The following is a 20,898-nucleotide window of genomic DNA, read 5'->3' as shown; positions in this document are numbered from 1 at the left end:
GCGAGGCCGCCTTTTTTTTGCTTTTGGAAGCCCGCTTTTCCCCGTTAGTATGGTTTCTAGTTTATGACCGAGCTCCAAGACTTAAGCGAACGCCAACAGGCCTTTCTCCTGATCTCCGCCCTCCGCGAGGGCGAGCAGGCGCCGGTCCTGCTCGACTACGTCGACGAGGGCCGGGGCGAGGCCGCCCGCGCCGTCCTCGACGCCATGCTCAAGCAAAACAAGAAGGCTCGCCAAGATGACTGGGCCCGGGCCCTGGCGGCGCTGGGATCCGAGGGTAAGGTGAATTTATGGTCCCAGGCCGACGCCGGTTGGATCGTCGATTCGCTGCGCGGGGAATCGCCATTGGTTTGGGCGCAGGTCTTTCGCGAGCTGCCGCGCGCCAAGGTCGGCCGCGTCCTGGCCGAGCTGCCCAAAGAGATGCGCAAGCTCGTGAAGGCGATGTCCAGCCACGTCCCCGTCGACCGGGTTTGGGCCTTGCTGAAACGGCGCTTGGAGAGCCGCTTTCCCTCGGTGCCCCGCGAGCTTTGGGAGCGGCCGGGCGACTTCGAGGCCTTCCACCGGCTCTCTGCCGACCAATTTTTGCAATTGATGCGCGAACTGGGTTTGAGCGAGATGGCGGTGGCCTTCGCCAAGGTCGACCGTACCGCCACGCGGGCCATCCTGCACCGGCTGGGAGTGGAGGACGCCAAGGAATTGCGGCGCCGCATCAAACAGGGCGGGAATTACAGCCTCGAGATGATGCGCGAGGCCCAGATGAACATCCTCTCGCTGGAGGTCGAGAAGCTGAAGACCGAGGAGCTGACCCTCGAGATCGGCTTCAGCGTCTTCAGCCGGGCCTGCGGACCGGAACACCGCGTCCTCACCCCGATCTTCGTCTACAAGCTTTCGCCCAAGCACGGCTACGTCCTCAAGCGCTATCTCGACCTCAACATCCCCCGTAACCACCCCGAGAAGGCACAGCGGCTCCGGGAGCGGATCGCCGCCGCCTTAGAGCGGATTCGACCGCAATTTTCCTGAGCCGGCTCCAGGATATCGTTGGAAAACCTTCATTTTTTGGCTAGACTGGCCTTGGATCCGGGCCGGCATGGCCTAGACAATCGGAACGGAAACAGACCATGGCCAAGATTCTCAAGGGCGACGAATTCAAAAAACGACTCAACCTCCAAGACCGCATCGAATCCGACCTGCCTTCCAGCTTCGGCGGGGCCACCGAGGTGGGCGGAGTCATCGACCGCGAGGTGCTCGACGCCTCCGGAAGGGCCCGCCAGATCATCGAGGAGGCCAAGGGCGACGCGGCGAGGATCAAGGCCGAGGCCAAGGAGGTCTTGGCCCAGGTCCAGGCCGAGATGGAGCGCAGCAAGAAAGAGGGCTATGACCTCGGCTACCAGGAGGGCCTCCAGCAGGGCCTGGAGATGTTGCAGCGCGTCAAAGAACTGCGCCAGAAGCTCTTCGACGACAATGAGCGGGAGATGGTCAAGCTGGTCTTCGAGATCGCCGAGAAGATTATCGGCCGCGAATTCCGGGAGAACGACAAGGCCATCATGAACGTGATCCGGCTCGCGATCAGCGACGCGGTCGGGGACAAGATCGTCGTGCATCTCAACCCACAAGACTTTGAAAAGATTAAGAAAAACGAGGCCGAGCTTTACCAGAAGATCGAGTCCGGCAAGACCCTGGTCTTCCGGGAGGACGAGACGGTGAAGGTGGGGGGCTGCGTCGTCGAGACCGACATCGGTACTATCGATGCACAACTGGACACCCAGCTGAACGCGATAAAAAAGGCACTGGGCTTATAATAAGCCCTGCGAGGTTTTATGCAGGCTGCCGCGGAACATGCGCCGTTGTTTGACGACGGCTTCGAATTGCCGGTCATCGACCTGCACAAGTACTACCGGGCCGTCGCGTCGCTCTCTACCTACCGCATCAAAGGCAAGGTCACCGAGCTGACCGGCTTGGTGGTCAAGGCCGTGGTGCCGGGGGTGCGGGTGGGCGAGCTCTGCTACATCCAAACTTTCAACAGCCGCGCCTTGCCCATTAAGGCCGAGGTCGTGGGCTTTAAGGACAAAGAGGTCCTGCTCATGCCGCTCGGCGACCTCGAAGGCATCGGACCCGGCAACGACGTCATCCCGACCGGAGGCTGTCTCAAGGTGCGCGTCGGCGAAGGCCTGCTGGGCCGCGTCCTCGACGGCCTGGGCGACCCCATCGACAGCGACACCCACGGCCCCTTGAGCTACGAGACCGAGTATCCGGTCATGGCGCCGCCGCCCGACCCGCTGACCCGCAAGCGCATCACCCAACCCATTTCCGTCGGCATCCGCGCGATCGATTCCGTGCTCACCGTCGGCGAGGGCCAGCGCGTCGGCATCTTCGCGGCCGCGGGCGTCGGAAAATCGACGACCATGGGCATGCTCGCGCGCAACTGCGACTCCGACGTCAACGTCCTCTGCCTGGTCGGCGAGCGCGGCCGCGAGCTTCGGGACTTTTTGGAAAAGGATTTGGGAGAAGAAGGATTGGCCCGGTCGGTGGTGGTCGTTTCCACCTCCGACCAGCCGTCCCTGGTCCGCTCGAAGGCCGCCTACGTGGCCACCGCGATCGCCGAGTATTTCCGCGACCAGGGCAAGAAGGTCCTGATGATGATGGACTCGGTCACGCGTTTCGCCCGCGCCTTGCGCGAGATCGGCCTGGCCATCGGCGAGCCTCCCGCTCGGCAGGGCTTCACGCCCTCCGTCTTCTCCACGCTGCCCAAGCTGCTCGAGCGCACCGGGAACAGCGCGACCGGCTCGATCACCGCCTTTTATACCGTTCTGGTCGAGGGCGACGACATGACCGAGCCCGTCGCCGACGAGGTGCGGTCGATCCTGGACGGCCACATCGTCCTCTCGCGGTCGCTCGCCGCGCGCGGGCATTATCCGGCGATCGACGTCTCCGAGAGCGTCAGCCGCGTGATGAGCGCGATCGTCGACGAGGACCACGAGGCCGCCGCGCGCAAGCTCCGCGAAGTAGTGGCCAACTACGAGAAGGAGCGCGATTTGATCTTGATCGGCGCCTACGAATCGGGCTCGGATCCCAATGTGGACTACGCGATCGAGAAGATCGAGGACGTGAACAACTTCCTCAAGCAGCACGTCAACGACAAGATCCACCTGACCGAGTCCGTGGAGGAGTTGAAGAATCTTTTTATGTAGGTTTGAGCATCGATGCCGAAAAAGAAGGAAAAATACCGCCTCCAACCCTTGCTCGACGTCCGGCTCCGCAACAAGCGCAACGCCGAGATCGCCCTGGGCAAGGCCTTCAAGATCCTGAAGGAAGAACAGGAAAAACTGGTCAAGTTGGAGGAGGAGAAGCAGGCGATCATCAAGCAGCGCGAAGACGCCCGCAAGGAGATGGCCGAGATGCTGCGGATGGGCGAGAGCGTGGTCGCCGATTCCCACGGCCATATCAACTTCATCAAGCGCCTGGTGGAGGACGAGGAGAAAAAGGACCAGGAGATCGAAGACCAGAAGATCCAGATCGAGAAGGCCGAGGAGCGGGTGGCCAGCGCGAAACGGGACTATATCGACGCCTGCAAAGAGGTTAAGATCATGGAGAAGCACAAGGAGCTTTGGCAGAAGAAAGTAAAGCAGAAGCTGGAGTACGAAGAGGCGAAACTCATGAACGAACTCGGCAACGTCGGGCACCAGCTGCGTAAGATGCGAGGATAGCGATTATGACGGAAAGCGTAAGACCCAGTGCCGGGGAAGAGGCGCGCGCCGCGGCCCGAGCCGCGGAACTCAAGAAGACCAAGCAGACCCAGCAGGCCGCCGGCCAGCAGGGCGCCCAGGCGGCGGGCCTGGGACAGGACAAGAAGCTCAAGACCAGCTTCGACGAGCTGCTCAAGAGCGCATCCTCCGAGCAGGGGGCCGCCAACTTGCTGCCGCCCGAGCAGAAGTTCGACTCGCGCCTGAGGGAGATCCACGGCGAGGACGACCGCCGCTCCGACCGCGACAAAGAGGAAGACCGCAAGCCCAACGACAAGGCTGAGTCCGGCAAAAAGACGAAGGAGCCCGCCTCGGGGGTGAAGGAGCGCGTCCTGGGCAAGCACGGCTCGGGCGAGCAGCAGGGCGGCTCGGGTTCGGACTCGGGCGGCAAGCGCGAGGGCGGCTCGCAGCGCGGCTTTCAAAAAGACTCGGCGAGCGCCCAGGCCTTCTCGGCCGACCTGAAGCGCCGCGATCCGGCGCCCGCCCCGGTTCCCATGCAGGTTCCCGGTCTCCAGGCGACGGCGCCCGTCACGCCTCCGGAGGCACCCGCGGCCCCTCGGGAGCTGCCGAAGGCTTTGCTTGACCAGATCGTCCAATCTGTCACTATTATCCAAAAGGGGGATCTCCAGAAGGAGATCCAGATCGACTTCCACGACAAGATCTTCCATGGTCTCAAGCTGAAGGTGACTTCGCAGGGCCAGGAGGTGAGCGTGGAGTTTCTCGTTCCCAACCGCACGGTCGAAGAGACCTTCAAGCAGGAGCGCGAAAACATCGCCCTGGCGCTCGGCGAAAAAGGGGTGGACGTCCGGGCGATCAACGTCACCCGCATGTGACCTCCGGGATTTTATGGCTCAGGCGCAAATTCGGCCCTTCGATTTCACCAAATTGCCCAAGCTCTCCAGCCGGCACCTCGCCACGGTGGACGCCTTGCTCCGCCTCTACCCCCAATTTCAACGCGGTACCGAGCTGGCCGCCTCGTTGGGCGAGGCCTTCGACCGCGACCTGGGGCTGCCGATGAAGCTGCGCTTCATCGATTTCGAAGAGGCCTCGGCAGCCGGTTTTCTCGCTTCCACCCCCAACCCCTCGGTTCTGGTACTATTAAAGATCCAGCCCAGCGGTCAGGCCGCGCTGCTCGAATTGGATTACGCCTTCTGCCGCCTCCTGGTCGAGCGGGTGCTGGGCAATCCCGGTGAGCCCGTCGAGGCCTCGCGGCCCTTCAGTCCGGTGGAGGAGGGGGCCCTAGAGTTTCTCCTGGCCAAGGCCGTCCACCACCTCAAGGACGCCCCGACCCCGCAGGGGCCGGCCGCCTTCCGCATTGCCCGCATCGTCCAAGAGCCCAAGCTGCTCTCCGATGCCGTCCCCGCCGAGGAATGGGGCTGTGTCTTCAAGTTTTACCTTGGCCTGGAGGACCGCGGCGGCTATGTTCGGGCCTACCTGCCGCATCCGCTTGTCGAAGGCGTATTTTTGCGGGAAGATATCCAGGCCGAGGGCGGCGAGATCCCCGAGGAGATGCTCGACCGCGTCTCCCACATCAAGACCCTGCTGTGGTCGGAGATCGGACGGGTCAGCCTGATGGCCTCGGAGAAAGACCAGCTCGAGAAGGGCGACGTGATCCTCTTCGACGACACCCTGGCCAACATGGGGCCGCACGGCTTGGCCGGCAAAACGATCCTGAGGGTGGGGGAGATGCCCACGGAAGGCCTCTTGGCCGAGGTGATCGACACCGAGGGCAAGATGGTCGTCAAGGTTTTGGACTTTTTTGGAGGCGAGTGATGGCGAAGACCCCGGATCCGAACATGGAAATGGAAGACTACAATCCCGACTTGGATCCCTTTGCCGAGCCGGGCGGCGCCGATCCGGCCCCGCCCGAGGGCGGGGACCCCTTCGATTTCAATCCCAATCCTCCGCCCTTCAAGCCGGCCTCTAAGAAAGAAGTTCCCGCCGCCGGCCCTCCGCCCGCCTTCGGTTCCCCGCCGCCCGCGGCGGCCAAGGCCGACCGTCGCGCCGTGGGACTGACCGCCGACGTGCCCGTCCAGTTGGTCGCGGTGATGGGCAAGAAGACCATCACGATCAAAGAAATTCTGTCCCTGAAGAAGGGGCAGGTCATCGAGTTGAACCGCTTCCCGAACGAGGCCATCGACCTGGTCGCCAACGGCAAGCTGATGGCCAAGGGCGAATTGGTCGAGATCGATGGCAAGCTGGGCGTGCGCATCATCAAAATCTTCGAATGAAATATCTCCACCTCATGCTGGGCTGGGCCCTGGCCCTGACGGCTTGGCCGGAAGGGCTCTTCGCCGCGACCCCTTCGCCCACCCCCCTCGCCCTGGGCGATCCGACGGCCGAGTTCGGCGCCTCCTCGGTGGATTTCACCTGGCTTTTCCTCAAGATGGTCTTCGCGATGATCTTCGTGATCGCGCTTGCCATCGTGGTCATTCGGTTTATTATCCCCAAATTGACGTTCCACCGCGGCGCCGCGGCACGCTCGGACCTGCGGATCGTCGACCGCGTCCCGCTCGACGCCCGCAAGTCCCTCTACATCCTGCAGATCGAGGGGCGGCGGTTGCTGATCGGTGCGAGCGAGCACCATGTCGGGCTGATCGCGGAATTGAAAGCGACTCGGGACGAAGACGATGACGAAACTTAAAGCCATTTTAAAAAAACACCGCAAGTCCTTGGCTCTGGGGGCGGGCGTCTATGCGCTCTTCTGTCTTGCCGCCGGCGCCCTCTGGGCCCAAGGGAAGTTCGAACAGCCCGTCAGCAAGCCGCTGATGATCCTCTTCGCCCTGGTGGCCCTGGCCCTGGTGCCGATCCTGCTGACGATGATCACCTCCTTCGTCAAGATTGCGGTGGTCCTCGCCCTGATCCGCAACGCGTTGGGCACGCAGCAGATCCCGCCCAACCAGATCATCACCGGCCTGGCGATGATTCTCACGGTCTACATCATGATCCCGGTCGGCGTCGAAATGTACCGGCAGACGGAGGGCGTCATCCAGACCACCAGCAACCAAGGGCTCTTCTCGACGGCCACGGTGGGCCTGCTCCAGGAGGCCCTGAACAAGGGCAAAGAACCGATGCGGGCATTTTTGAAGAAGAACACCAGCGAGAAGGACCTCACCATGTTCTACTCGCTGGCGCGGAAGATGCGGAAAGTCGAGGACCGCGACTCGGTGGGCAAAGACGACTTTTTGATCCTGATCCCGGCCTTCGTGATCAGCGAGCTATCCGAGGCCTTCCAGATCGGCTTCGTCATCTTTTTGCCTTTCTTGGTCATCGACATGGTGGTCGCCAACATTCTCTTGGCCTTGGGCATGTTCCAGCTCTCGCCGGTCACCGTGTCGCTGCCCTTCAAGCTATTGTTGTTCGTCTTGGTCGACGGCTGGTATTTGATCGCCCGCGGCCTGATCCTGGGATACACTTAAGCGAGGTTTGATATGGAAAGCTACATCCTCGCCATCGGCAAGCAAGGCCTGTTCCTCACCCTGATTCTCTCCGCGCCCGCGGTGCTGGTGGCCCTGATCGTCGGCCTCCTGATCAGCTTGGTCCAGGCTACCACCCAGATCCAGGAGCAGACCCTGACCTTTGTCCCCAAGCTGGTCGGCGTCTTCGTGGTGCTCGCCTTGACGGGGCCTTGGTTGATGGCCCAGATGATCGCCTTCACGAAGAGCCTCCTGGAGGGTTTTCCCAACTACATCCATTGAGGGGTCCCGCGGATGTTCAGCTTCACCACATCCCAGGCCTTTCTCGACCGGTTGGGCCTGCACATCGATCTGTTCCGCTACTTGTTGATCGGCGGCCTGATCTTCACCCGCATCTTTGTCTTGGCGCTGTTTGTGCCCTTCCTCGGCGGCAGGCCGGTGCCCGGGCGCATCCGCATCACGGTGGCCTTCGTCCTCACGTTTTTTTTATATATTCCGGTTTCGGGCGCGGCGCCGCCCACCATCCCCCATACCACCGGCGTCCTCTTCGCCTTCTTCCTCAAGGAGATGCTGGTCGGCATCCTTCTCGGAATGCCGCTGGCCTTTATGTTTTACGGGATCCAGTCCGCGGGCAACATGATCGACAACCAGCGCCAGCTCGCCAACGCGCGCATCTTCAACCCCGCCCTCGGTTCCCAGGCCTCGCTGTTCGGTGTCTTTTTCTACCAGGTGGCCCTGGTCTCCTTCATCACCATCGGTGGGCACCGCATGTTCATCCAAGGCCTGGCCCAGAGCTTCGAGACCGTGCCGGTCCTGGGCCTGCCCCCCGTCCAGGAGGGGTTGACCCCTCTTTTGGAGCTGATGATAAGGCTGACTGCGGATACCCTGGTCGTCTGCCTCCAGCTTTCGGCCCCCATTTTGGTGGCCATCTTCATCGCCGACTTGATCTTGGGGCTGACCAATCGGGTGGCCCCCATGATCAACGTCTTCGAAATGGGCTTTAATATCAAGGGCTTCGTAGGGATGGCCCTAGCCTATATCAGTTTTCCCCTCGTCTATGAGCAGATGAAGGTCTGGTTTTTGAAGACCCTCGCGGCCATCGACCAGATCCAAAAATTATTTCTAAAATGACGCAACGCGCTAATTGCGGGATCTCCGCTGATGCGACTAGCCGCCCCCCATGAAACTCGTTAAAATGACCTTGTAAATTTAAGATTCCGCCAAGCAACTCCCTCTTTGGCCTTACCCGATAAAAAGGGGGAGGCGAGGTATACCTTCTTAAGGAGAGCCGTGATGAGTGGCCCAATTAAAAACGACGCAAAGACCCGGCAACGCGAACACGAGGAAGAGTGGCAAGCGGAGCAGGATTACGTCGATTACGCGGATTACAATTTCGACGGCCCCGAGGATGTGGGCGGCGATTTTCCCGAATACCCCAGCGGGCCCGCGTATCCCACTTCCGGCACGGGAGGCCCCAACCCTTACGGCCCCGGCAACGCGACGGGCGGCAGCAAAAATTTGGCGAGCGGCGGGGGCTTCGGCTCGCCCAGCAGCTCTCAGGCCCAGTCTTACATGCAAGACCTCATCCATCAGGGCTTGAACAACGCGCAGATCAAACAGCAGATGCAGGCGCAGTTCGGCTATACGCCCACCGACGCCGAAATTAAATACGCCAAGGACGGGATGGGCGGCTTCAACGGCCTGCCCGGCCAATACTACCAGTATTCGAACACCCCGCAGGGCAAGGCCATGTCCAAGGCCTACGGCACGCCGGGATTTCAGCAGTGGATGGACCAGCAGCAGCAAGTCCAAGACGCGAAGTCCATGGCTCGCGACATGCGGAAAAAAGAGGGCGAGGCCAAGGTCAAGATCCACATGATCCTGCTTCAGATCATGATGGGGGACCTGGTCGGCGCGCTGCGTTCCTACTCCTTGCTGATGGAGCGCGACCTGCGCGCCTTCAGCCGATTGATCGTCAAGAAGCTCGACGGCGTCCGCAAGGCCCGCTCGATGGTCATCCGAAATTTCGCGCGCACCAAGCCGCCGCGCGCTTACGCCGGCCAAAACCCGCAGACGGCGGCCCGCGCCCAAGACCGTTCTTCGAAGTACACGCAATTCGTCCAGATGAGCACCCAGCTCATGAACGAACTGCAAAACACCGAACGCGAGTTGGTCGACGCGCTGCAGAGTCAAAAGCGCGATCTGGACAACTTCCTGCAGAGCTACGCGAGCATGCGCGACGACGACAAGCGCGTCGCCGAGCGCGTCATGACCTCGCGGTAAGACCTAAGCGGGGTCCCGGCCGGGGCCTCGGGGAGGCGGCGAGAGTCTCGCGCAGACAATCGGTTGAGACTAAAGGATTTACTGGGGTTTTTTGTTGAAGCCCGGTCGGCTTTAGCGCTAGCATAAGTCGTTATGGTCATTCCGAAAAACCCCCAAGGTCCGGCCGTTGCCCCCGATTCCGCGGGTGCGGCCTCGGATCCCGGCTCCTCAGGTCCTCCGTGGCTGAACGCCCTTGGCGAGTTGCTCGATAAGATCGATCCCAAGGACTCCGAAAAAGCCCTCAAAGACCTCGAAGAGTTCATCAACGGCGATTTCACTTGGGCGCAGGTCCAGGGGATTCCCCAGCAGATGTTGCTGGACGTGGCGGAACGCGGTTATTTGAAATTCAAGGGAGGACGCCTGAAGGACGCGGAGATCATCTTTAAAGGTCTCGCCATCCTCGACCATAAGACCGCTTATTACCATACGGCACTGGGGGCGATTTACCAGAAGCAAGAAAACTACCTGGACGCCCTGGCCGAATATACCGTGGCGGTGGAGCTAGACCCCGAAGACGCCACGGCTTACGTCAACCGCGGGGAGATATATTATCTGTTGGGGCTCGAAGACGAACCCCTTCAGGACTTTGACAGCGCGATCAAGCTCGACCCCGAGGGGAAAGATCCTTGGGCCAATCGGGCGCGCTTTTTGAAGAAGCAGGTGCTCGACGAGCTGGCGGAGATCAAGGCCGCCGAGGCGCCTAGGACCTGAGGCCGAGTCCGGCCAAGGTCGGACGCGAAACAGGAGTAAACGATGGCCAAGACGACGATACGAGATTCTTTCAATATCCAGGCGCAGATGCAGGCCTCCCTCAAGGAAGCCGGCATCGAAAACCGCGCCGCGCTCGACAAGCTGATGTCGTCGACGACGATCGAGAAGATTCTCTCCGACGCTCCGGCCGTCTACAACTACTTCAAGCTGGCCAATATCGGGCTCTGGTCGATGATCGAGCCGAAGGACCTCCGCGAGGTGCGCGGCGCCACGCCGACACCCGAGGAATATCGCGCCTACTTCGACAACCAAACGCCGCAGCCGACGCCTTATATCAACTTCATTCCGTATCAGGACTTTTTCGACCCGCAAGCCTTGGGTCAGAAGGCCGGCTTCAAGCCCGAACAGACGGCGGCACTGGCGATGCTCCAGCAGGAACCTGCCGAGAGCCCGGCTTCGGCCTCGTGGGAAGATGTCGAAGGGCAGGGCGGCGCGCCCTACGGCGGCCCGGCCGGCGGCACCGGCAAGGCCATGAGCACCGGAACCCCCTATTACGGCGGCGGCACGGGCAAGGCGATGGGTACCGGAGCCGCTCCGCAAAGCAAGAGTTTGGCGCCGCCCCCTCCGCCTCCCGGGATGGGCGGGGCGCCGGGCGGTTTTCCTCCGCCGCCTCCAGGGCCCGGCGCCATGGGCGCCGGCGGCGGCATGCCTCCGGGTTGGGATCCCAGCGCGGGGACCCAGTGGGCGCGCGATTACGTCGACACCTATCTTGCCAACGACCCCAACTACCAGGGTTTCCAAGCCCTGTTCGGCCGCAGCGACATGACCAACAACATGATCGCCGGCTTGATGGAAGAGCAAGCGCGCGAAGATCAGATCAAGCAAAAGATCTTGACCGAGCTGCAGACCCTGGATCCGCGCACCCCCGAGGGCGCGCGGCGCATCACCATGCTCAATTACGAGATGCAAGAGATCAGCCAGAGCCGCAGCATGCGCATGGATAAGATGATGACGGTGAAGCGCTATTTTAACGAATTTGTCAGCGTATTCAAAGATCTCATGGACATCAAGAACCGCAGCCTGGATACGATCAGCAAGAACATGCGGCAGTAACCGAAGATTTCTTAGCGAACGAACGCCTTTCGAAACATCGTGGCAGATAACGAGAACCTACCCATGCCGATGACCGCCGAGGAGCGGGGTGCGAGCAAGTTGCACGACCCCACGCCCCAAAGGCGGAAGTACGTCATCGAGCTGCTCTACAAGTTCATGACCAACCAGATCTCCTTCGCGCAAATGACGGGGATCAGCCAGAAGGACCTCTACCTGCTCTCCGAGGTCGGCCACGTCAAGCTCAAGCACGGCCGCGTCGACGAGGCGAAGCGCATCTTCGACTGCCTGGTGCAAATCGACCACAAGAATCCCTTCTATCACGCCTGCCTCGGCTCGATTTATCAAAAGATGAACAAGTTCGTGGACGCGGTCTACGAGTTCTCCGAGGCCCTCAAGTTCAAGAAGGACGACGTCTCGGCCCTGGTCAACCGCGGCGAGATCTACCTGATCCACAAGAATTTCAAGAAGGCGGCCGAAGACTTCCGCGCCGCCATCCTGCTCGACCCCCTGGGTAAGAACACCTTCGCCAACCGCGCGCGCTCGCTGGTCATCGCGATCAAGCGCAACTTGCAGGCGCAGAAGGCCGTGGCCGGAAAGGCCGGGCCCGCGGCCGCGGCGCCGGGACTTCCGGGCGCCGGTCCGGTTCCGGGCGGGCGTCCCGCCTTGCCGGCGCGGGGCAAGCCGATGCCCAAGGGGCGGTAATCTACACGGTAAATCTCCGAAATTTTGGGGGATGGGCCCGGATCGGACCTCGTTGTCCAGGAAGATTCCAGGCCGCCGCCTGGTCGGCCACTCAATCCTCTTCGTCGTCGTCCGGCGCATTGATCTCGTACTTCTTCAAGAGATTGCGCAGGTGCTTTCGGTCGATCTGGGCCTCGCGGCTGGCGCGGCTGACGTTGTAGTTGTTCCGCTTGAGCAGCTCTTCCAGGTAATCCTTCTCGAAGATCTCGACGACCTTCTGCTTGGCCTCTTTGAAGGGGAGGGAGGTGTCGACGCTCATCTTCTCGGTGGGCTCGACCATCTGCTCCATCTCTTGGAAGACGTAGCTTAGGTTGGAGGCGCTGATCGTGTCGCCGTCGGCCATCGAGACCACGCGCTCGATGACGTTGGCCAGTTCGCGGACGTTGCCGGGCCATTGGTAACGCTGCAAGAGCTTGAGCGCGTCGTCCTCGACGCGCACCACCTTGAGGCTGCCGTCGGGCAGGCGGTTGAAGCGGCCGTGTTCGAGGAACTTCTTGATGATCAGCGGGATGTCCTCGGAGCGCTCGCGCAGGGCCGGGATGTGCACCTTGACCACCGAGAGGCGGTAGTAGAGGTCCTCGCGGAAGCGGCCCTCGTCGACCTCCTTGCGCAGGTCGCGGTTGGTCGCGCAGACCACGCGGACGTCCAGGTCGATTTTCTCGTTGCTGCCGACCCGCTTGATCTCGCGCTGCTCGAGGGCGCGCAGTAGCTTGGGCTGCAGGTCCAAGGTGAGCTCGCCGATTTCGTCCAAAAAGACCGTGCCGCCGAAGGCCGCCTCGAAGGCGCCCTTGCGCTGCTTGATCGCCCCGGTGAAGGCCCCCTTCTCGTGGCCGAAGAGCTCGGACTCGATGAGGGTGGGGGCCACCGCCGAGCAGTCGAAGACGATAAAGGGCTTGTCCTTGCGCAGGCTGGCGCCGTGGATGGCGCGGGCGACCAGCTCTTTTCCGGTGCCGGTCTCGCCCTCGATGATGACGGTCGCCAGGCTGGGGGAGACCTTCTCGAGCAGCGAGAAGATCTGGCGCATCTTCCGGCTTTTTCCGACCAACTCGCCGAATTGCTGGTTGGGCGAGGGTTCGATGCGGACCTTCTCGTCGAAGGCGACGAATTCGATCTCGGTGTTGCCGATCTTGATCACGTCGCCGGGGCTTAGGTAGGCCTCCTTGACGCGCAGGCCGTTGATGAAGGTGCCGTTGGTGCTGTTGAGATCTTTCAACAGGTAGGAGTCCGCCGTCATTTCGATCTCGACGTGGTGGCGGCTGACGGTGTTGTCGAGCAGGGCGACCTCGTTGTCCTCTTTTTTGCCGATGCGGGTGATCTTGCGGTTGAGGTCGAATTTTTTCTTCTCGTCCGGGCCGGTGATGACGCGTAGCTGGCACTTGCGCAGCGAAACCACGTCGCGAGTCTCTTCCATTTCGAGCAATTGGGTTTGCGGTTCGAATTCGCTGTTGGACATGTCGGGACCTTACAGTTTTTTCAGGTTGGCCATGAAGGATTTGGTGCCCTCGCCGACGGTGAAGCTGGTCGACCAGGTCTCATAGCCGTCCTTCTTGACGGTGATCGTGTGCGTGGTGGCCGGCCGCAGGCCCTTGATGCGCAGGGGGGTCGTCTTCTGCGGCTGTCCGTTGAGCAGGACCATCGCGCCTGGCGGGTTGGAATCCACCACCACGATGCCGGCGGCCCCGGAATCGGCGCCGGTGCCGCCGAGGTTGATCGTGCCCAAATTCCTCGTCTCCCCGGGCCGCAGCGTCACGACCTTGGTGACGGTGGACAAGCCGCTCTTGCTGACCGTGATCTCCAGCGGCGAGCCGGCCGCCACCTTCCACTTGCCTGGCGCGCTGCCCTTGCGCACGCCGTTGATGAAGACGTCGGCGCCCTTGGGATTGCTGCTCAAGGCGACGAAGGTCTCGCCGCCGGTCTCGGTCTCTTTGCCGGCCTGTTTTTCTTTATCCTTCTGGGCCTGGGCTTCCTTCTCTTTTTGGGCCTGCTTCTGCTTGTCGGCCTCTTGCTGCGCCTTCAGGCGTTCGGCCTCCTGCTGGGCCTTCAATTTGTCGGCCTGTTGCTTCTGCGTATCGGTCTCTTTGCCCTGTTGTTGCTGGGCCTGCTTTTGCCGTTCCAGCTCCAGTTGTTTCTGCCGCTCCTGCTCCTGCTTGAGCTTTTCTTGGGCGATCTGGTCGGGGGTCTTTTCCTCCACCTTGACCAGCCGTTCTTGCAGGGAGGCTCCGGCCTTGTCGTTTAAGTCGATGGAACGGACGATGTCTTGATATCCCTGCCGGGCGAGGCGGAGGGTGTAGCGTTTGCCGACCTCTTGGTCGGGCAGGGTGGCCGGGGTGCTGAGCCCGGTGTCGTTGTTGTTGAGGTAGATCCGCGCCCCCGCCGGGTTGCTGCCGACGCGGATCGGGGCGAAGAAGATCTCCTCGAGCTTTTTGTTAAACTCCATCGGCTCGATGGAATAGACCGTGACGCGCTCTTCGATGGGCCGGTGCTTGTCGAGCTCGAGCTTGAGCGAATAGGTCTGGGAGAGCGGGAGGTCCTCGAGGGTCGCGGGGCTGACCTTGCCCGTCTCCTTACCGTCGACGAGGATCTTGGCGCCGGGCGGCGTGGTGACGACCTTGATCGTGCCGACCGGGATGACCTCGAGGGTCGGAGTCAGGGAGACGGGGTTGGGGTCGGCCAGCGTGACGGTCTTGGTCCAATCCTTGAATTTGGGCTTCTTCAGGGTGACCTTCTGGGGCTCGCCGACCTTGACGTCCTTCAGGGTGGCTGGCGTCACCAGCTTGGTCTCGCTGTCGTTGAGGAAGACCTGAGCGCCCTCCGGCGTCGAATTGATCTGCAGGACCCCGAAGACCTCCGGCGGGGGCGGGGGCGGCGGCTTGAACCAATCGGTCTTGAAATAGAGGCCCGCCGCGGTGCCGATCAGGAGCATGGCGGCGATGGGGTAGGCCAGCCATTTTTTCGACTTGGCGGGTTTGGGCTCTTTGGGCGGTTTGGCGGCCTTGGGCTTGGCCTCGGGGGCGGCCGGCTTGGGCGCGGCCGCCGGGGCCTTAGCCGCTGGCTTGGGCGTCGGCGTTGGCTCGAGGGTTTGGCCGGTCCGGGTGATCTCGGGGAGCTCTTCGTCCTGCCCCGAGATGAAGGATTCGATGAAGGTCTGGGTCGGCTGTTTGTCGACGATCCCGCCGGTCACCTCGTCGTTGTCGCGGTGCACCAGGTTTTCTTGGGCCACCGCGTCGATCATGATGGAGCGGGTCTTGGAGTCGATCGCGACGTCTTCCTTCTTGGGCGCGATCTTGGTCTCGATCTCCTGGGCGAAGACCTTGCGCATCATTCCCGATAGCTTGCGGGGCGTGAAGTCGATGTAGGTCGAATACAGGTAGCGCGTCAGGTCGATCTGCATGTCCCCCGCGTTGTCGTAGCGGTCCTTCACCGAATAGGCGAGGGCCTTGGCCAGGATCTTACGCAGCGGCATCGGGATCGAATCGGGGAAGGAGTTCTCGGTGAGCCGCGTGGTGCGGATTTTCTTGAGCACCTCGAATTGCGTCTCGCCCGTGAAGAGCTTCTCGCCGGTGAGCATCTCGTAGAGGATCAGGCCGGTGGAGAAGATGTCGGTCTTCCGGTCGATCGGCTTGCCCAGGGCCTGCTCGGGCGACATGTAGCTGATCTTGCCCTTGAGGATGCCCGCCATCGTGTGGCTGATGTTCATCGCGGCTTTGGCGATGCCGAAGTCGACGATCTTCACCTCGCCTTCGAAGCTGAGCAGGATGTTCTGGGGGCTGATGTCGCGGTGGACGATGTTGAGCGGCTTGCCCTCGTTGTCCTTCTTGGAATGCGCGTAGTCGAGGCCCTTGCAGGTCTCGCTCAGGATGTAGACGACGACGTCCTCGGTGAATTTTTCGCCGACTTCCTTGGCCCGGTTCATCACCTCGCGGAGGTTGATGCCGTTGATGAACTCCATCGAGATGAAATAGTCCTCGCCGACCTTGCCCAGGTCGTAGACCTGCACGATGTTGGTATGCGACAGGAGCACCGACAGCTTGGCCTCGTCGACCAGCATGTTGATGAACTCTTTGTCGACCGCGCAGTGGGGGAGGATGCGCTTGATGGCGAGAATCTTCTCGAAGCCGTCCACGCCGAAGGTTTTGGCCTTGTAGATCTCGGCCATCCCGCCGGTGGCGAGCTTTTCGATCAAGAAGTACTTCCCGAAGGGTTTTGGATGAAATTCAGCCATGCCTGCCTACAAGGTAAAAAAGTAAATCAACAACAGCACCGCGATCGCCATCGCCCCGAAGCCCAGGTAGTAGGACCAGGTCAAGCCGCTCCGGACGACCTTCAGGGACTCGACCCCGGCCTCCGCCGGGGAACCGCCGGTCTGGGGTGCGGCCGGGGCGTTTGAAACGGCCGCCGCCTCGTGCTGCTGGGGCCGCGCGACGGTCAAGAAGGTCCCCTTGACCAACTGGTCGACGACGATGTCCTCGCCGGGCCGCCGGCTGATGAAGCGCATCCCCTCTTGCCGGCTGAGCGCGACCTGCGCCCCCTTGATCAGGGTGCCGTTCGCGAGGGTGATGTCGACCTCCAGCAGCGCGCTGTCGCGGTGGGTGCTGACGCCGCGATAAGTGAAGGCGCTGATCTGGTTCGAGGCGATCTTTTCGCTGACGAATTTCCGCGGGTCTTTGGAGAGCAGCTGGACGAAGTCGGAGCTCTCTCCGAAGCTGTCCTTGCTCTCTTGGCCCTGGGCGCCGCCTTCGTCGCGCTTCTTGTCCTCCTTGGTCTCTTTCGTGGCGCCGATCATCCAGGGATCCACCGGGCGCGATTTTTCGATTCGATCCACCACGGGAAGATCCTCCGAACCGAGGCCGGGTCTGCGGGATGGGCGTTTAGGAGCCGCTGGAGCCGCCCGTTTTGGCCGCCGGCTTTTCTGCGGCGGTCGATTCCTTCGCCTTTCCCTTGCCCGATTCCGCGGGTTTGGAGCTGGAATAACCGTCCTTGTACCAGCCTCCGCCCTTCAGGGCGAAGGAGGTCTGGGAGATCAGCCTTTCCAGCTTGCCTCCGCAATTCTTGCATTTTTTCAAGGGCTTATCGCTGACCTTTTGGAGTTCTTCGAAGTGTTTGCCGCACTGCGTGCAGGCATACTCATAGACCGGCATAAGTCCCGTTACCTTCGTCCCCCAAACATCCCATTTTGAGAGACGTCTGATTGCACCTGTTTAAATTCTATGGAGGCCGATGGCAAAAAAGCAACTAAATTCTTGGGTTTAGGATTCATGGAGACTCAAGACCGCAGCCGCCGCCTCCTCCGGTTTGAGGCCTTGAATCTCCACCCATTTGCTACGACTTTTCTCCCCACGCAAGATCTTTATATTTTGGCGCGGGACGCGGAACAGGGCGCGCAGCAGCTCGGTCAGCGCCGCGTTGGCCTTGCCGTCTTCGGGGGCGGCGTGCAGCTTGACCTTGAGGACTTCGCCTTCGGGTCCGAGGATCTTGTTTTGGGAGGAACGGGGTTGGACCCGCAAGGCCAGCCGGCAGCCGCCGGGCGCCGCCTGCAGCCAGGGCGGGAAGGTGCTCACCCCGCCACCATGAGCTTCTGTCCGTAATGGATCATCAGGGAGATGACGAAATTTTGGATCAGGACGATCAGCAGGAAGACGATCAACGGCGTGAAGTCGATGCCGGTGCGGAACATCGCCCGCGGCATCAGATTGCGGATCGGGCGGAAGATCGGCTCGGTAGATTGTCTGAGGAAGCGCACGATGGGGTTGTGGGGATCGGCGTTGACCCAGCTGACGATGACCGCGCCCAGGACGATGTATTGGTAGATCGTCAGCAGGATCGACAGCACCTTGGCGACGCTGACCAGCAGGGATCCTAGCGGGTACATTCGTTTTGCTCCCGAATTTCGGCGGCCCGCCGGGTCGCGGCGGCCACGGCCTCGGCGAGGATGGCCCGCAGGCCGCGATCCTCCAAGACCTTTAGGCCCGCCTCGGTGGTGCCGCCCTTGGTGGCGACATGCTGGATCAAGGTTTCCGGTGCTTGGCCCGACTCGGCTAGCATCCGCGAGGCCCCCAACAGGGTTTGAACGGCGAGGGCCTTGGCCTGATCCGGCTTCAGCCCCGCGCGTCGTCCGCCTTCGATCAGGCCCAGGGCGACCAGATAAACGAAGGCCGGACCGCTACCGCTCAGGCCCGTGACGCCGTCGAGCAGGGCCTCCCGCGGAACCGCGATGTATTTCCCCATGGCCGCGAAGATCTTTTCCGCGCGTTTGCGAAGCGTGGGAGGGATTCCGGCGGCGAAATATACGCCGGTGGCCCCGGCGCCCAGCAGGGCGGGGGTGTTGGGCATGAAGCGGACCAGCGCGGGTGCGGGGCCCGCCCAACGCCGCAGGCTTCGCGTGGAGACGCCCGCCATCATCGAGAGCAGGGTTTGGCCCTTGCGCAGGTCCGGAGAGATGCCCCTCAGCACCTCCGCGGCATGGAAGGGCTTGGTGCCGAGCCAGATCCACTCGCAGCGCTTCGCGACCTCGGCATTTTCGACGGTCGTCGCGACGCGGAAACGCCGCGCGGCCTCGCGCAGGGTGGTGGCGGAAGGGTCGGAGACCAGCACCTCCGAGGGCTTGGCGAGGCCCGCGCGCAGCATGCTACCCAGGATGGCTTGGGCCATCTTGCCGATGCCGATGAAGCCGTAGCGGTATTTGGATTTCAGTTTCATGGTTGTCTCGGTCCGAACAGTGCGGTGCCGACCCGCACCCAGGTCGCTCCTTCTTCGACGGCGACCTCGAAATCCTGGCTCATGCCCATCGAGAGCTCCGTCATGGGGTCCTGAAAGAAGCCCGTCCGGTTGCATTCGTCAAGCAGGGATTTCAGCCGGCGGAAATAGGGGCGGACGGCCTCGGCGGGTTCGAGGGCCGGTGGGATCGCCATCAGGCCGCGCCAGGCGAGGCCGGGCAGGGCCGCGTAGTCGCGGAGCTCGCGGAGTAAGGCACCGGCCTCGAGGCCGCCCTTGCTCGCTTCCCCCCCGAGGTTGACCTCGAGCAAGGCGGGTTGCGTCGCGCCGCGGGACTGGCAGACGGCGGAGAGCTTGCGGGCCAGCTTCAGCGAGTCCACGCTGTGCAGCAGGAAGACCTGGCCGGCGATCTGGGCGGCCTTGTTGCTCTGCAGGTGTCCAATGAAGTGCCAGCGGAGGGTCGCCGCCAGCTCGGGGTCGAGGGCGGCGACGCGGGCGCGTTTTTCCAGCCACTCTTGGACGTAATTTTCGCCGAAATCCCGCTGGCCGCGGGACGCGAGCTCGAGGATCCGCTCCGGGCTCTGGCCCTTCGAGACGGCTAAGAGTCGGACCGCTCCGGGCTCGCGTCCGGAGCGGGCGGTCGCGGCCGCGAGGCGTTGGTGGATTTCATCGAGGCGTTCCGACATGGGGCTCATGGGTCTTATTCCAAAGGATTCGCGTCCGGGGACGAGCACCTTTTTTGAGGGTTTTGTTGCCAAATATCAAGGCTTTGTGTAGCTTGCCCGCCATGTTCCGCCTCCGAAAATGCGCCCAATATGCGGCCCCCTTCCTCGCCCTGGCCCTCCTGGCCTGCTTCGGCGGGGTGAAGAAGACCGGAAAGGTCGTCGATTACAAGCCCGGCCGGGTGATCACCAAGAAGGGGTATTACGACGTCGGGCCTCTGTCCGCCGATTGGTACCGGATCAAGCTCGGCATCGCCGCGATCAACTTCCGCAACGACGCCCTGGGCAGTACCATCAGCACGGATGCCTTTTGCGACCAGGCCTTCGACGATGCCCCGCTCAACGCCCTCACCGGCCACCTGTTCGCGGGGCTCCAGGACATCAAGATCGAGAAACAGACGCCCTTCATGATGGCCGACCGGGGGGCGCTGCGCACCTCGCTGAAGGCCACCCTCGACGGGGTTCCCGTGCGCATCGAGACGGTGGTCTTGAAGAAGGACTGGTGCCTCTTCGATTTCTACCTGGTCAGCCCGCCGGAAAAATTCGCGGCGGCGCTTCCCGACTTCGAGGCTTTCTTTCAGGGCTTCCAATTCACAGGGGAGATCTAGGTTATGGCTGAATCGGCTTCCATGCGGATTTCCGGGCTGGGGCAGGTCTTCGCCAAGGCGGGCGGGGGCTTCCTTGATTTGATGGACTACCTGGGCGGGGTCGCCAAGCTGGCCGCGGTCTTTTTCAAGACCTTGGTGCGCAAGTCCTTTCCCCTGGGCGAGACCGTCAAGCAATTCGAGGAGGTCGGCATCAAGTCGGCCTCGCTCACCAACCTGATCGCCCTGTTTACCGGCTTGGTCTTGGCGGTGCAGTTCATCGTCGGCCTCAAGCGCTTCGGCCTGCAACTCTACACCGGGCAGATCATCGGCATCGCCATCACCCGCGAGTTGGGACCGGTGCTCACTTCGCTGATGATCGCGGCGCGCGTCGGCGCCGGCATCACCGCCGAGCTGGGGTCGATGAAGGTCACCGAGCAAGTCTCCGCCGTCGAGGCGATGGGCGCCAACCCCATCCAGAGGCTGGTGGTGCCGCGCGTCGTGGCCACCACGCTCTGCGCGCCCATCCTCACCGTCATCGCCGACTTTATCGGGATCATCGGCGGCATGATCATCACCACCGCGGACACCGGCGTCGGCGCGCGGTACTATCTCAACCAGATTACGACCACCGTCCAGATGATCGACTTCGGCAGCGGGATCGCGAAGACCTTTTTCTTCGGGTTCTTCATCGGCATCATCGCCTGTTACCAGGGCTTGATCACGACGGGCGGCACCGAGGGCGTCGGCCGCTCTACGACCCTGTCGGTGGTCTACAGCTCGATCTGCATCTTCGTCTCGGACTTCTTTCTAACCAAGCTGTTTTTGCTGTTCTAGGCCA

General features: G+C 62.1%; 25 protein-coding genes. 17 read left to right on the top strand and 8 right to left on the bottom strand.

Going from position 1 to position 20,898, the window contains the following annotated elements; translation table 11 throughout:
* The first annotated feature begins 63 nt into the window (after nucleotides 1-63).
* The 15 genes from FBR05_03840 to FBR05_03770 all read left to right on the top strand — a co-directional run bounded on the left by FBR05_03840 (nucleotide 64) and on the right by FBR05_03770 (nucleotide 12,001).
* The gene (locus tag FBR05_03840) at nucleotides 64-1,017 is read left to right on the top strand and encodes a hypothetical protein (protein ID MDL1871318.1); all 954 of its coding nucleotides are present in this window, start codon (nucleotides 64-66) and stop codon (nucleotides 1,015-1,017) included.
* 98 nt (nucleotides 1,018-1,115) lie between these two features.
* The gene (locus FBR05_03835; GenBank protein MDL1871317.1) at nucleotides 1,116-1,796 is read left to right on the top strand and encodes a hypothetical protein; all 681 of its coding nucleotides are present in this window, start codon (nucleotides 1,116-1,118) and stop codon (nucleotides 1,794-1,796) included.
* Nucleotides 1,797-1,814: 18 nt separating this feature from the next.
* A complete protein-coding gene (gene fliI, locus FBR05_03830) occupies nucleotides 1,815-3,185 on the top strand; it encodes a flagellar protein export ATPase FliI (protein MDL1871316.1) in 1,371 nt (456 codons plus the stop codon).
* A 12-nt stretch (nucleotides 3,186-3,197) separates the two neighbouring features.
* Entirely contained in the window at nucleotides 3,198-3,701 is a 504-nt protein-coding gene (locus tag FBR05_03825; protein ID MDL1871315.1) for a hypothetical protein, read from the top strand.
* Between the two features lie 5 nt (nucleotides 3,702-3,706).
* Nucleotides 3,707-4,570, top strand: a complete 864-nt coding sequence (locus tag FBR05_03820) for a hypothetical protein (protein ID MDL1871314.1) — start codon at nucleotides 3,707-3,709, stop codon at nucleotides 4,568-4,570.
* A gap of 13 nt (nucleotides 4,571-4,583) precedes the next feature.
* Complete coding sequence (locus FBR05_03815) at nucleotides 4,584-5,510, top strand: hypothetical protein (protein MDL1871313.1); 927 nt, start codon at nucleotides 4,584-4,586, stop codon at nucleotides 5,508-5,510.
* Nucleotides 5,108-5,968 (top strand): hypothetical protein, encoded by an 861-nt coding sequence (locus FBR05_03810; GenBank protein MDL1871312.1) that lies wholly within the window; start codon nucleotides 5,108-5,110, stop codon nucleotides 5,966-5,968. The genes FBR05_03815 and FBR05_03810 overlap by 403 nt, the downstream gene beginning before the upstream one ends.
* Nucleotides 5,965-6,381 (top strand): hypothetical protein, encoded by a 417-nt coding sequence (locus FBR05_03805; GenBank protein ID MDL1871311.1) that lies wholly within the window; start codon nucleotides 5,965-5,967, stop codon nucleotides 6,379-6,381. Before FBR05_03810 ends, FBR05_03805 begins: the two co-directional genes overlap by 4 nt.
* Nucleotides 6,368-7,156: an EscR/YscR/HrcR family type III secretion system export apparatus protein gene (locus FBR05_03800; protein MDL1871310.1), complete on the top strand. Its 789-nt coding sequence runs from the start codon at nucleotides 6,368-6,370 to the stop codon at nucleotides 7,154-7,156. The genes FBR05_03805 and FBR05_03800 overlap by 14 nt, the downstream gene beginning before the upstream one ends.
* Before the next feature lie 12 nt (nucleotides 7,157-7,168).
* On the top strand, nucleotides 7,169-7,435 hold the full coding sequence (gene fliQ / locus FBR05_03795; protein MDL1871309.1) for a flagellar biosynthesis protein FliQ: 267 nt from the start codon (nucleotides 7,169-7,171) through the stop codon (nucleotides 7,433-7,435).
* 12 nt (nucleotides 7,436-7,447) lie between these two features.
* The gene (locus FBR05_03790; protein ID MDL1871308.1) at nucleotides 7,448-8,284 is read left to right on the top strand and encodes a flagellar biosynthetic protein FliR; all 837 of its coding nucleotides are present in this window, start codon (nucleotides 7,448-7,450) and stop codon (nucleotides 8,282-8,284) included.
* A 162-nt stretch (nucleotides 8,285-8,446) separates the two neighbouring features.
* Entirely contained in the window at nucleotides 8,447-9,436 is a 990-nt protein-coding gene (locus FBR05_03785; protein MDL1871307.1) for a hypothetical protein, read from the top strand.
* A gap of 132 nt (nucleotides 9,437-9,568) precedes the next feature.
* Entirely contained in the window at nucleotides 9,569-10,186 is a 618-nt protein-coding gene (locus FBR05_03780; GenBank protein ID MDL1871306.1) for a tetratricopeptide repeat protein, read from the top strand.
* 42 nt (nucleotides 10,187-10,228) lie between these two features.
* On the top strand, nucleotides 10,229-11,299 hold the full coding sequence (locus FBR05_03775) for a hypothetical protein (GenBank protein ID MDL1871305.1): 1,071 nt from the start codon (nucleotides 10,229-10,231) through the stop codon (nucleotides 11,297-11,299).
* Between the two features lie 63 nt (nucleotides 11,300-11,362).
* Complete coding sequence (locus FBR05_03770) at nucleotides 11,363-12,001, top strand: tetratricopeptide repeat protein (GenBank protein ID MDL1871304.1); 639 nt, start codon at nucleotides 11,363-11,365, stop codon at nucleotides 11,999-12,001.
* A 91-nt stretch (nucleotides 12,002-12,092) separates the two neighbouring features.
* Here FBR05_03770 and FBR05_03765 read toward each other — a convergent pair whose 3' ends face one another.
* From FBR05_03765 to FBR05_03730, 8 genes are all read right to left on the bottom strand, one after another.
* A complete protein-coding gene (locus tag FBR05_03765; GenBank protein MDL1871303.1) occupies nucleotides 12,093-13,451 on the bottom strand; it encodes an FHA domain-containing protein in 1,359 nt (452 codons plus the stop codon).
* 51 nt (nucleotides 13,452-13,502) lie between these two features.
* A complete protein-coding gene (locus tag FBR05_03760) occupies nucleotides 13,503-16,262 on the bottom strand; it encodes a PEGA domain-containing protein (protein MDL1871302.1) in 2,760 nt (919 codons plus the stop codon).
* A gap of 6 nt (nucleotides 16,263-16,268) precedes the next feature.
* On the bottom strand, nucleotides 16,269-16,865 hold the full coding sequence (locus tag FBR05_03755; protein ID MDL1871301.1) for a hypothetical protein: 597 nt from the start codon (nucleotides 16,863-16,865) through the stop codon (nucleotides 16,269-16,271).
* 43 nt (nucleotides 16,866-16,908) lie between these two features.
* A complete protein-coding gene (locus FBR05_03750) occupies nucleotides 16,909-17,178 on the bottom strand; it encodes a zinc ribbon domain-containing protein (GenBank protein MDL1871300.1) in 270 nt (89 codons plus the stop codon).
* Nucleotides 17,179-17,286: 108 nt separating this feature from the next.
* Entirely contained in the window at nucleotides 17,287-17,763 is a 477-nt protein-coding gene (locus FBR05_03745; GenBank protein MDL1871299.1) for a DUF167 domain-containing protein, read from the bottom strand.
* Nucleotides 17,595-17,909 (bottom strand): YggT family protein, encoded by a 315-nt coding sequence (locus tag FBR05_03740; protein ID MDL1871298.1) that lies wholly within the window; start codon nucleotides 17,907-17,909, stop codon nucleotides 17,595-17,597. The genes FBR05_03745 and FBR05_03740 overlap by 169 nt, the downstream gene beginning before the upstream one ends.
* Complete coding sequence (locus tag FBR05_03735; GenBank protein ID MDL1871297.1) at nucleotides 17,897-18,736, bottom strand: pyrroline-5-carboxylate reductase; 840 nt, start codon at nucleotides 18,734-18,736, stop codon at nucleotides 17,897-17,899. The genes FBR05_03740 and FBR05_03735 overlap by 13 nt, the downstream gene beginning before the upstream one ends.
* Complete coding sequence (locus tag FBR05_03730; protein MDL1871296.1) at nucleotides 18,733-19,446, bottom strand: YggS family pyridoxal phosphate-dependent enzyme; 714 nt, start codon at nucleotides 19,444-19,446, stop codon at nucleotides 18,733-18,735. Before FBR05_03730 ends, FBR05_03735 begins: the two co-directional genes overlap by 4 nt.
* Before the next feature lie 92 nt (nucleotides 19,447-19,538).
* On the opposite strand from FBR05_03730, the gene FBR05_03725 reads away from it, so the two are divergent.
* Nucleotides 19,539-20,081 carry a hypothetical protein gene (locus tag FBR05_03725; GenBank protein ID MDL1871295.1) on the top strand — a complete coding sequence of 181 codons (543 nt, stop codon included), beginning with the start codon at nucleotides 19,539-19,541 and terminating at the stop codon, nucleotides 20,079-20,081.
* A gap of 3 nt (nucleotides 20,082-20,084) precedes the next feature.
* The gene (locus FBR05_03720) at nucleotides 20,085-20,894 is read left to right on the top strand and encodes an ABC transporter permease (GenBank protein ID MDL1871294.1); all 810 of its coding nucleotides are present in this window, start codon (nucleotides 20,085-20,087) and stop codon (nucleotides 20,892-20,894) included.
* Nucleotides 20,895-20,898 lie beyond the last annotated feature (4 nt).

It is taken from the genome of Deltaproteobacteria bacterium PRO3, from assembly GCA_030263375.1.
Taxonomy (GTDB): domain Bacteria; phylum UBA10199; class UBA10199; order DSSB01; family DSSB01; genus DSSB01.
This window is presented reverse-complemented; position numbering and strand designations above follow the sequence as displayed.

Bases quoted from the DNA above. Each gene is read 5' to 3' on its own strand.
- FBR05_03840 (MDL1871318.1), top strand. From the start codon at position 64: ATGACCGAGCTCCAAGACTTAAGCGAACGCCAACAGGCCTTTCTCCTG.
- fliQ (MDL1871309.1), top strand. From the start codon at position 7,169: ATGGAAAGCTACATCCTCGCCATCGGCAAGCAAGGCCTGTTCCTCACC.
- FBR05_03740 (MDL1871298.1), bottom strand. From the start codon at position 17,909: ATGTACCCGCTAGGATCCCTGCTGGTCAGCGTCGCCAAGGTGCTGTCG.
- FBR05_03775 (MDL1871305.1), top strand. From the start codon at position 10,229: ATGGCCAAGACGACGATACGAGATTCTTTCAATATCCAGGCGCAGATG.
- FBR05_03825 (MDL1871315.1), top strand. From the start codon at position 3,198: ATGCCGAAAAAGAAGGAAAAATACCGCCTCCAACCCTTGCTCGACGTC.
- FBR05_03725 (MDL1871295.1), top strand. From the start codon at position 19,539: ATGTTCCGCCTCCGAAAATGCGCCCAATATGCGGCCCCCTTCCTCGCC.
- FBR05_03810 (MDL1871312.1), top strand. From the start codon at position 5,108: ATGGGGCTGTGTCTTCAAGTTTTACCTTGGCCTGGAGGACCGCGGCGG.
- FBR05_03835 (MDL1871317.1), top strand. From the start codon at position 1,116: ATGGCCAAGATTCTCAAGGGCGACGAATTCAAAAAACGACTCAACCTC.
- FBR05_03815 (MDL1871313.1), top strand. From the start codon at position 4,584: ATGGCTCAGGCGCAAATTCGGCCCTTCGATTTCACCAAATTGCCCAAG.
- FBR05_03735 (MDL1871297.1), bottom strand. From the start codon at position 18,736: ATGAAACTGAAATCCAAATACCGCTACGGCTTCATCGGCATCGGCAAG.
- FBR05_03820 (MDL1871314.1), top strand. From the start codon at position 3,707: ATGACGGAAAGCGTAAGACCCAGTGCCGGGGAAGAGGCGCGCGCCGCG.
- FBR05_03785 (MDL1871307.1), top strand. From the start codon at position 8,447: ATGAGTGGCCCAATTAAAAACGACGCAAAGACCCGGCAACGCGAACAC.
- FBR05_03770 (MDL1871304.1), top strand. From the start codon at position 11,363: ATGCCGATGACCGCCGAGGAGCGGGGTGCGAGCAAGTTGCACGACCCC.
- fliI (MDL1871316.1), top strand. From the start codon at position 1,815: ATGCAGGCTGCCGCGGAACATGCGCCGTTGTTTGACGACGGCTTCGAA.
- FBR05_03730 (MDL1871296.1), bottom strand. From the start codon at position 19,446: ATGAGCCCCATGTCGGAACGCCTCGATGAAATCCACCAACGCCTCGCG.
- FBR05_03780 (MDL1871306.1), top strand. From the start codon at position 9,569: ATGGTCATTCCGAAAAACCCCCAAGGTCCGGCCGTTGCCCCCGATTCC.
- FBR05_03765 (MDL1871303.1), bottom strand. From the start codon at position 13,451: ATGGAAGAGACTCGCGACGTGGTTTCGCTGCGCAAGTGCCAGCTACGC.
- FBR05_03760 (MDL1871302.1), bottom strand. From the start codon at position 16,262: ATGGCTGAATTTCATCCAAAACCCTTCGGGAAGTACTTCTTGATCGAA.
- FBR05_03800 (MDL1871310.1), top strand. From the start codon at position 6,368: ATGACGAAACTTAAAGCCATTTTAAAAAAACACCGCAAGTCCTTGGCT.
- FBR05_03805 (MDL1871311.1), top strand. From the start codon at position 5,965: ATGAAATATCTCCACCTCATGCTGGGCTGGGCCCTGGCCCTGACGGCT.
- FBR05_03720 (MDL1871294.1), top strand. From the start codon at position 20,085: ATGGCTGAATCGGCTTCCATGCGGATTTCCGGGCTGGGGCAGGTCTTC.
- FBR05_03750 (MDL1871300.1), bottom strand. From the start codon at position 17,178: ATGCCGGTCTATGAGTATGCCTGCACGCAGTGCGGCAAACACTTCGAA.
- FBR05_03790 (MDL1871308.1), top strand. From the start codon at position 7,448: ATGTTCAGCTTCACCACATCCCAGGCCTTTCTCGACCGGTTGGGCCTG.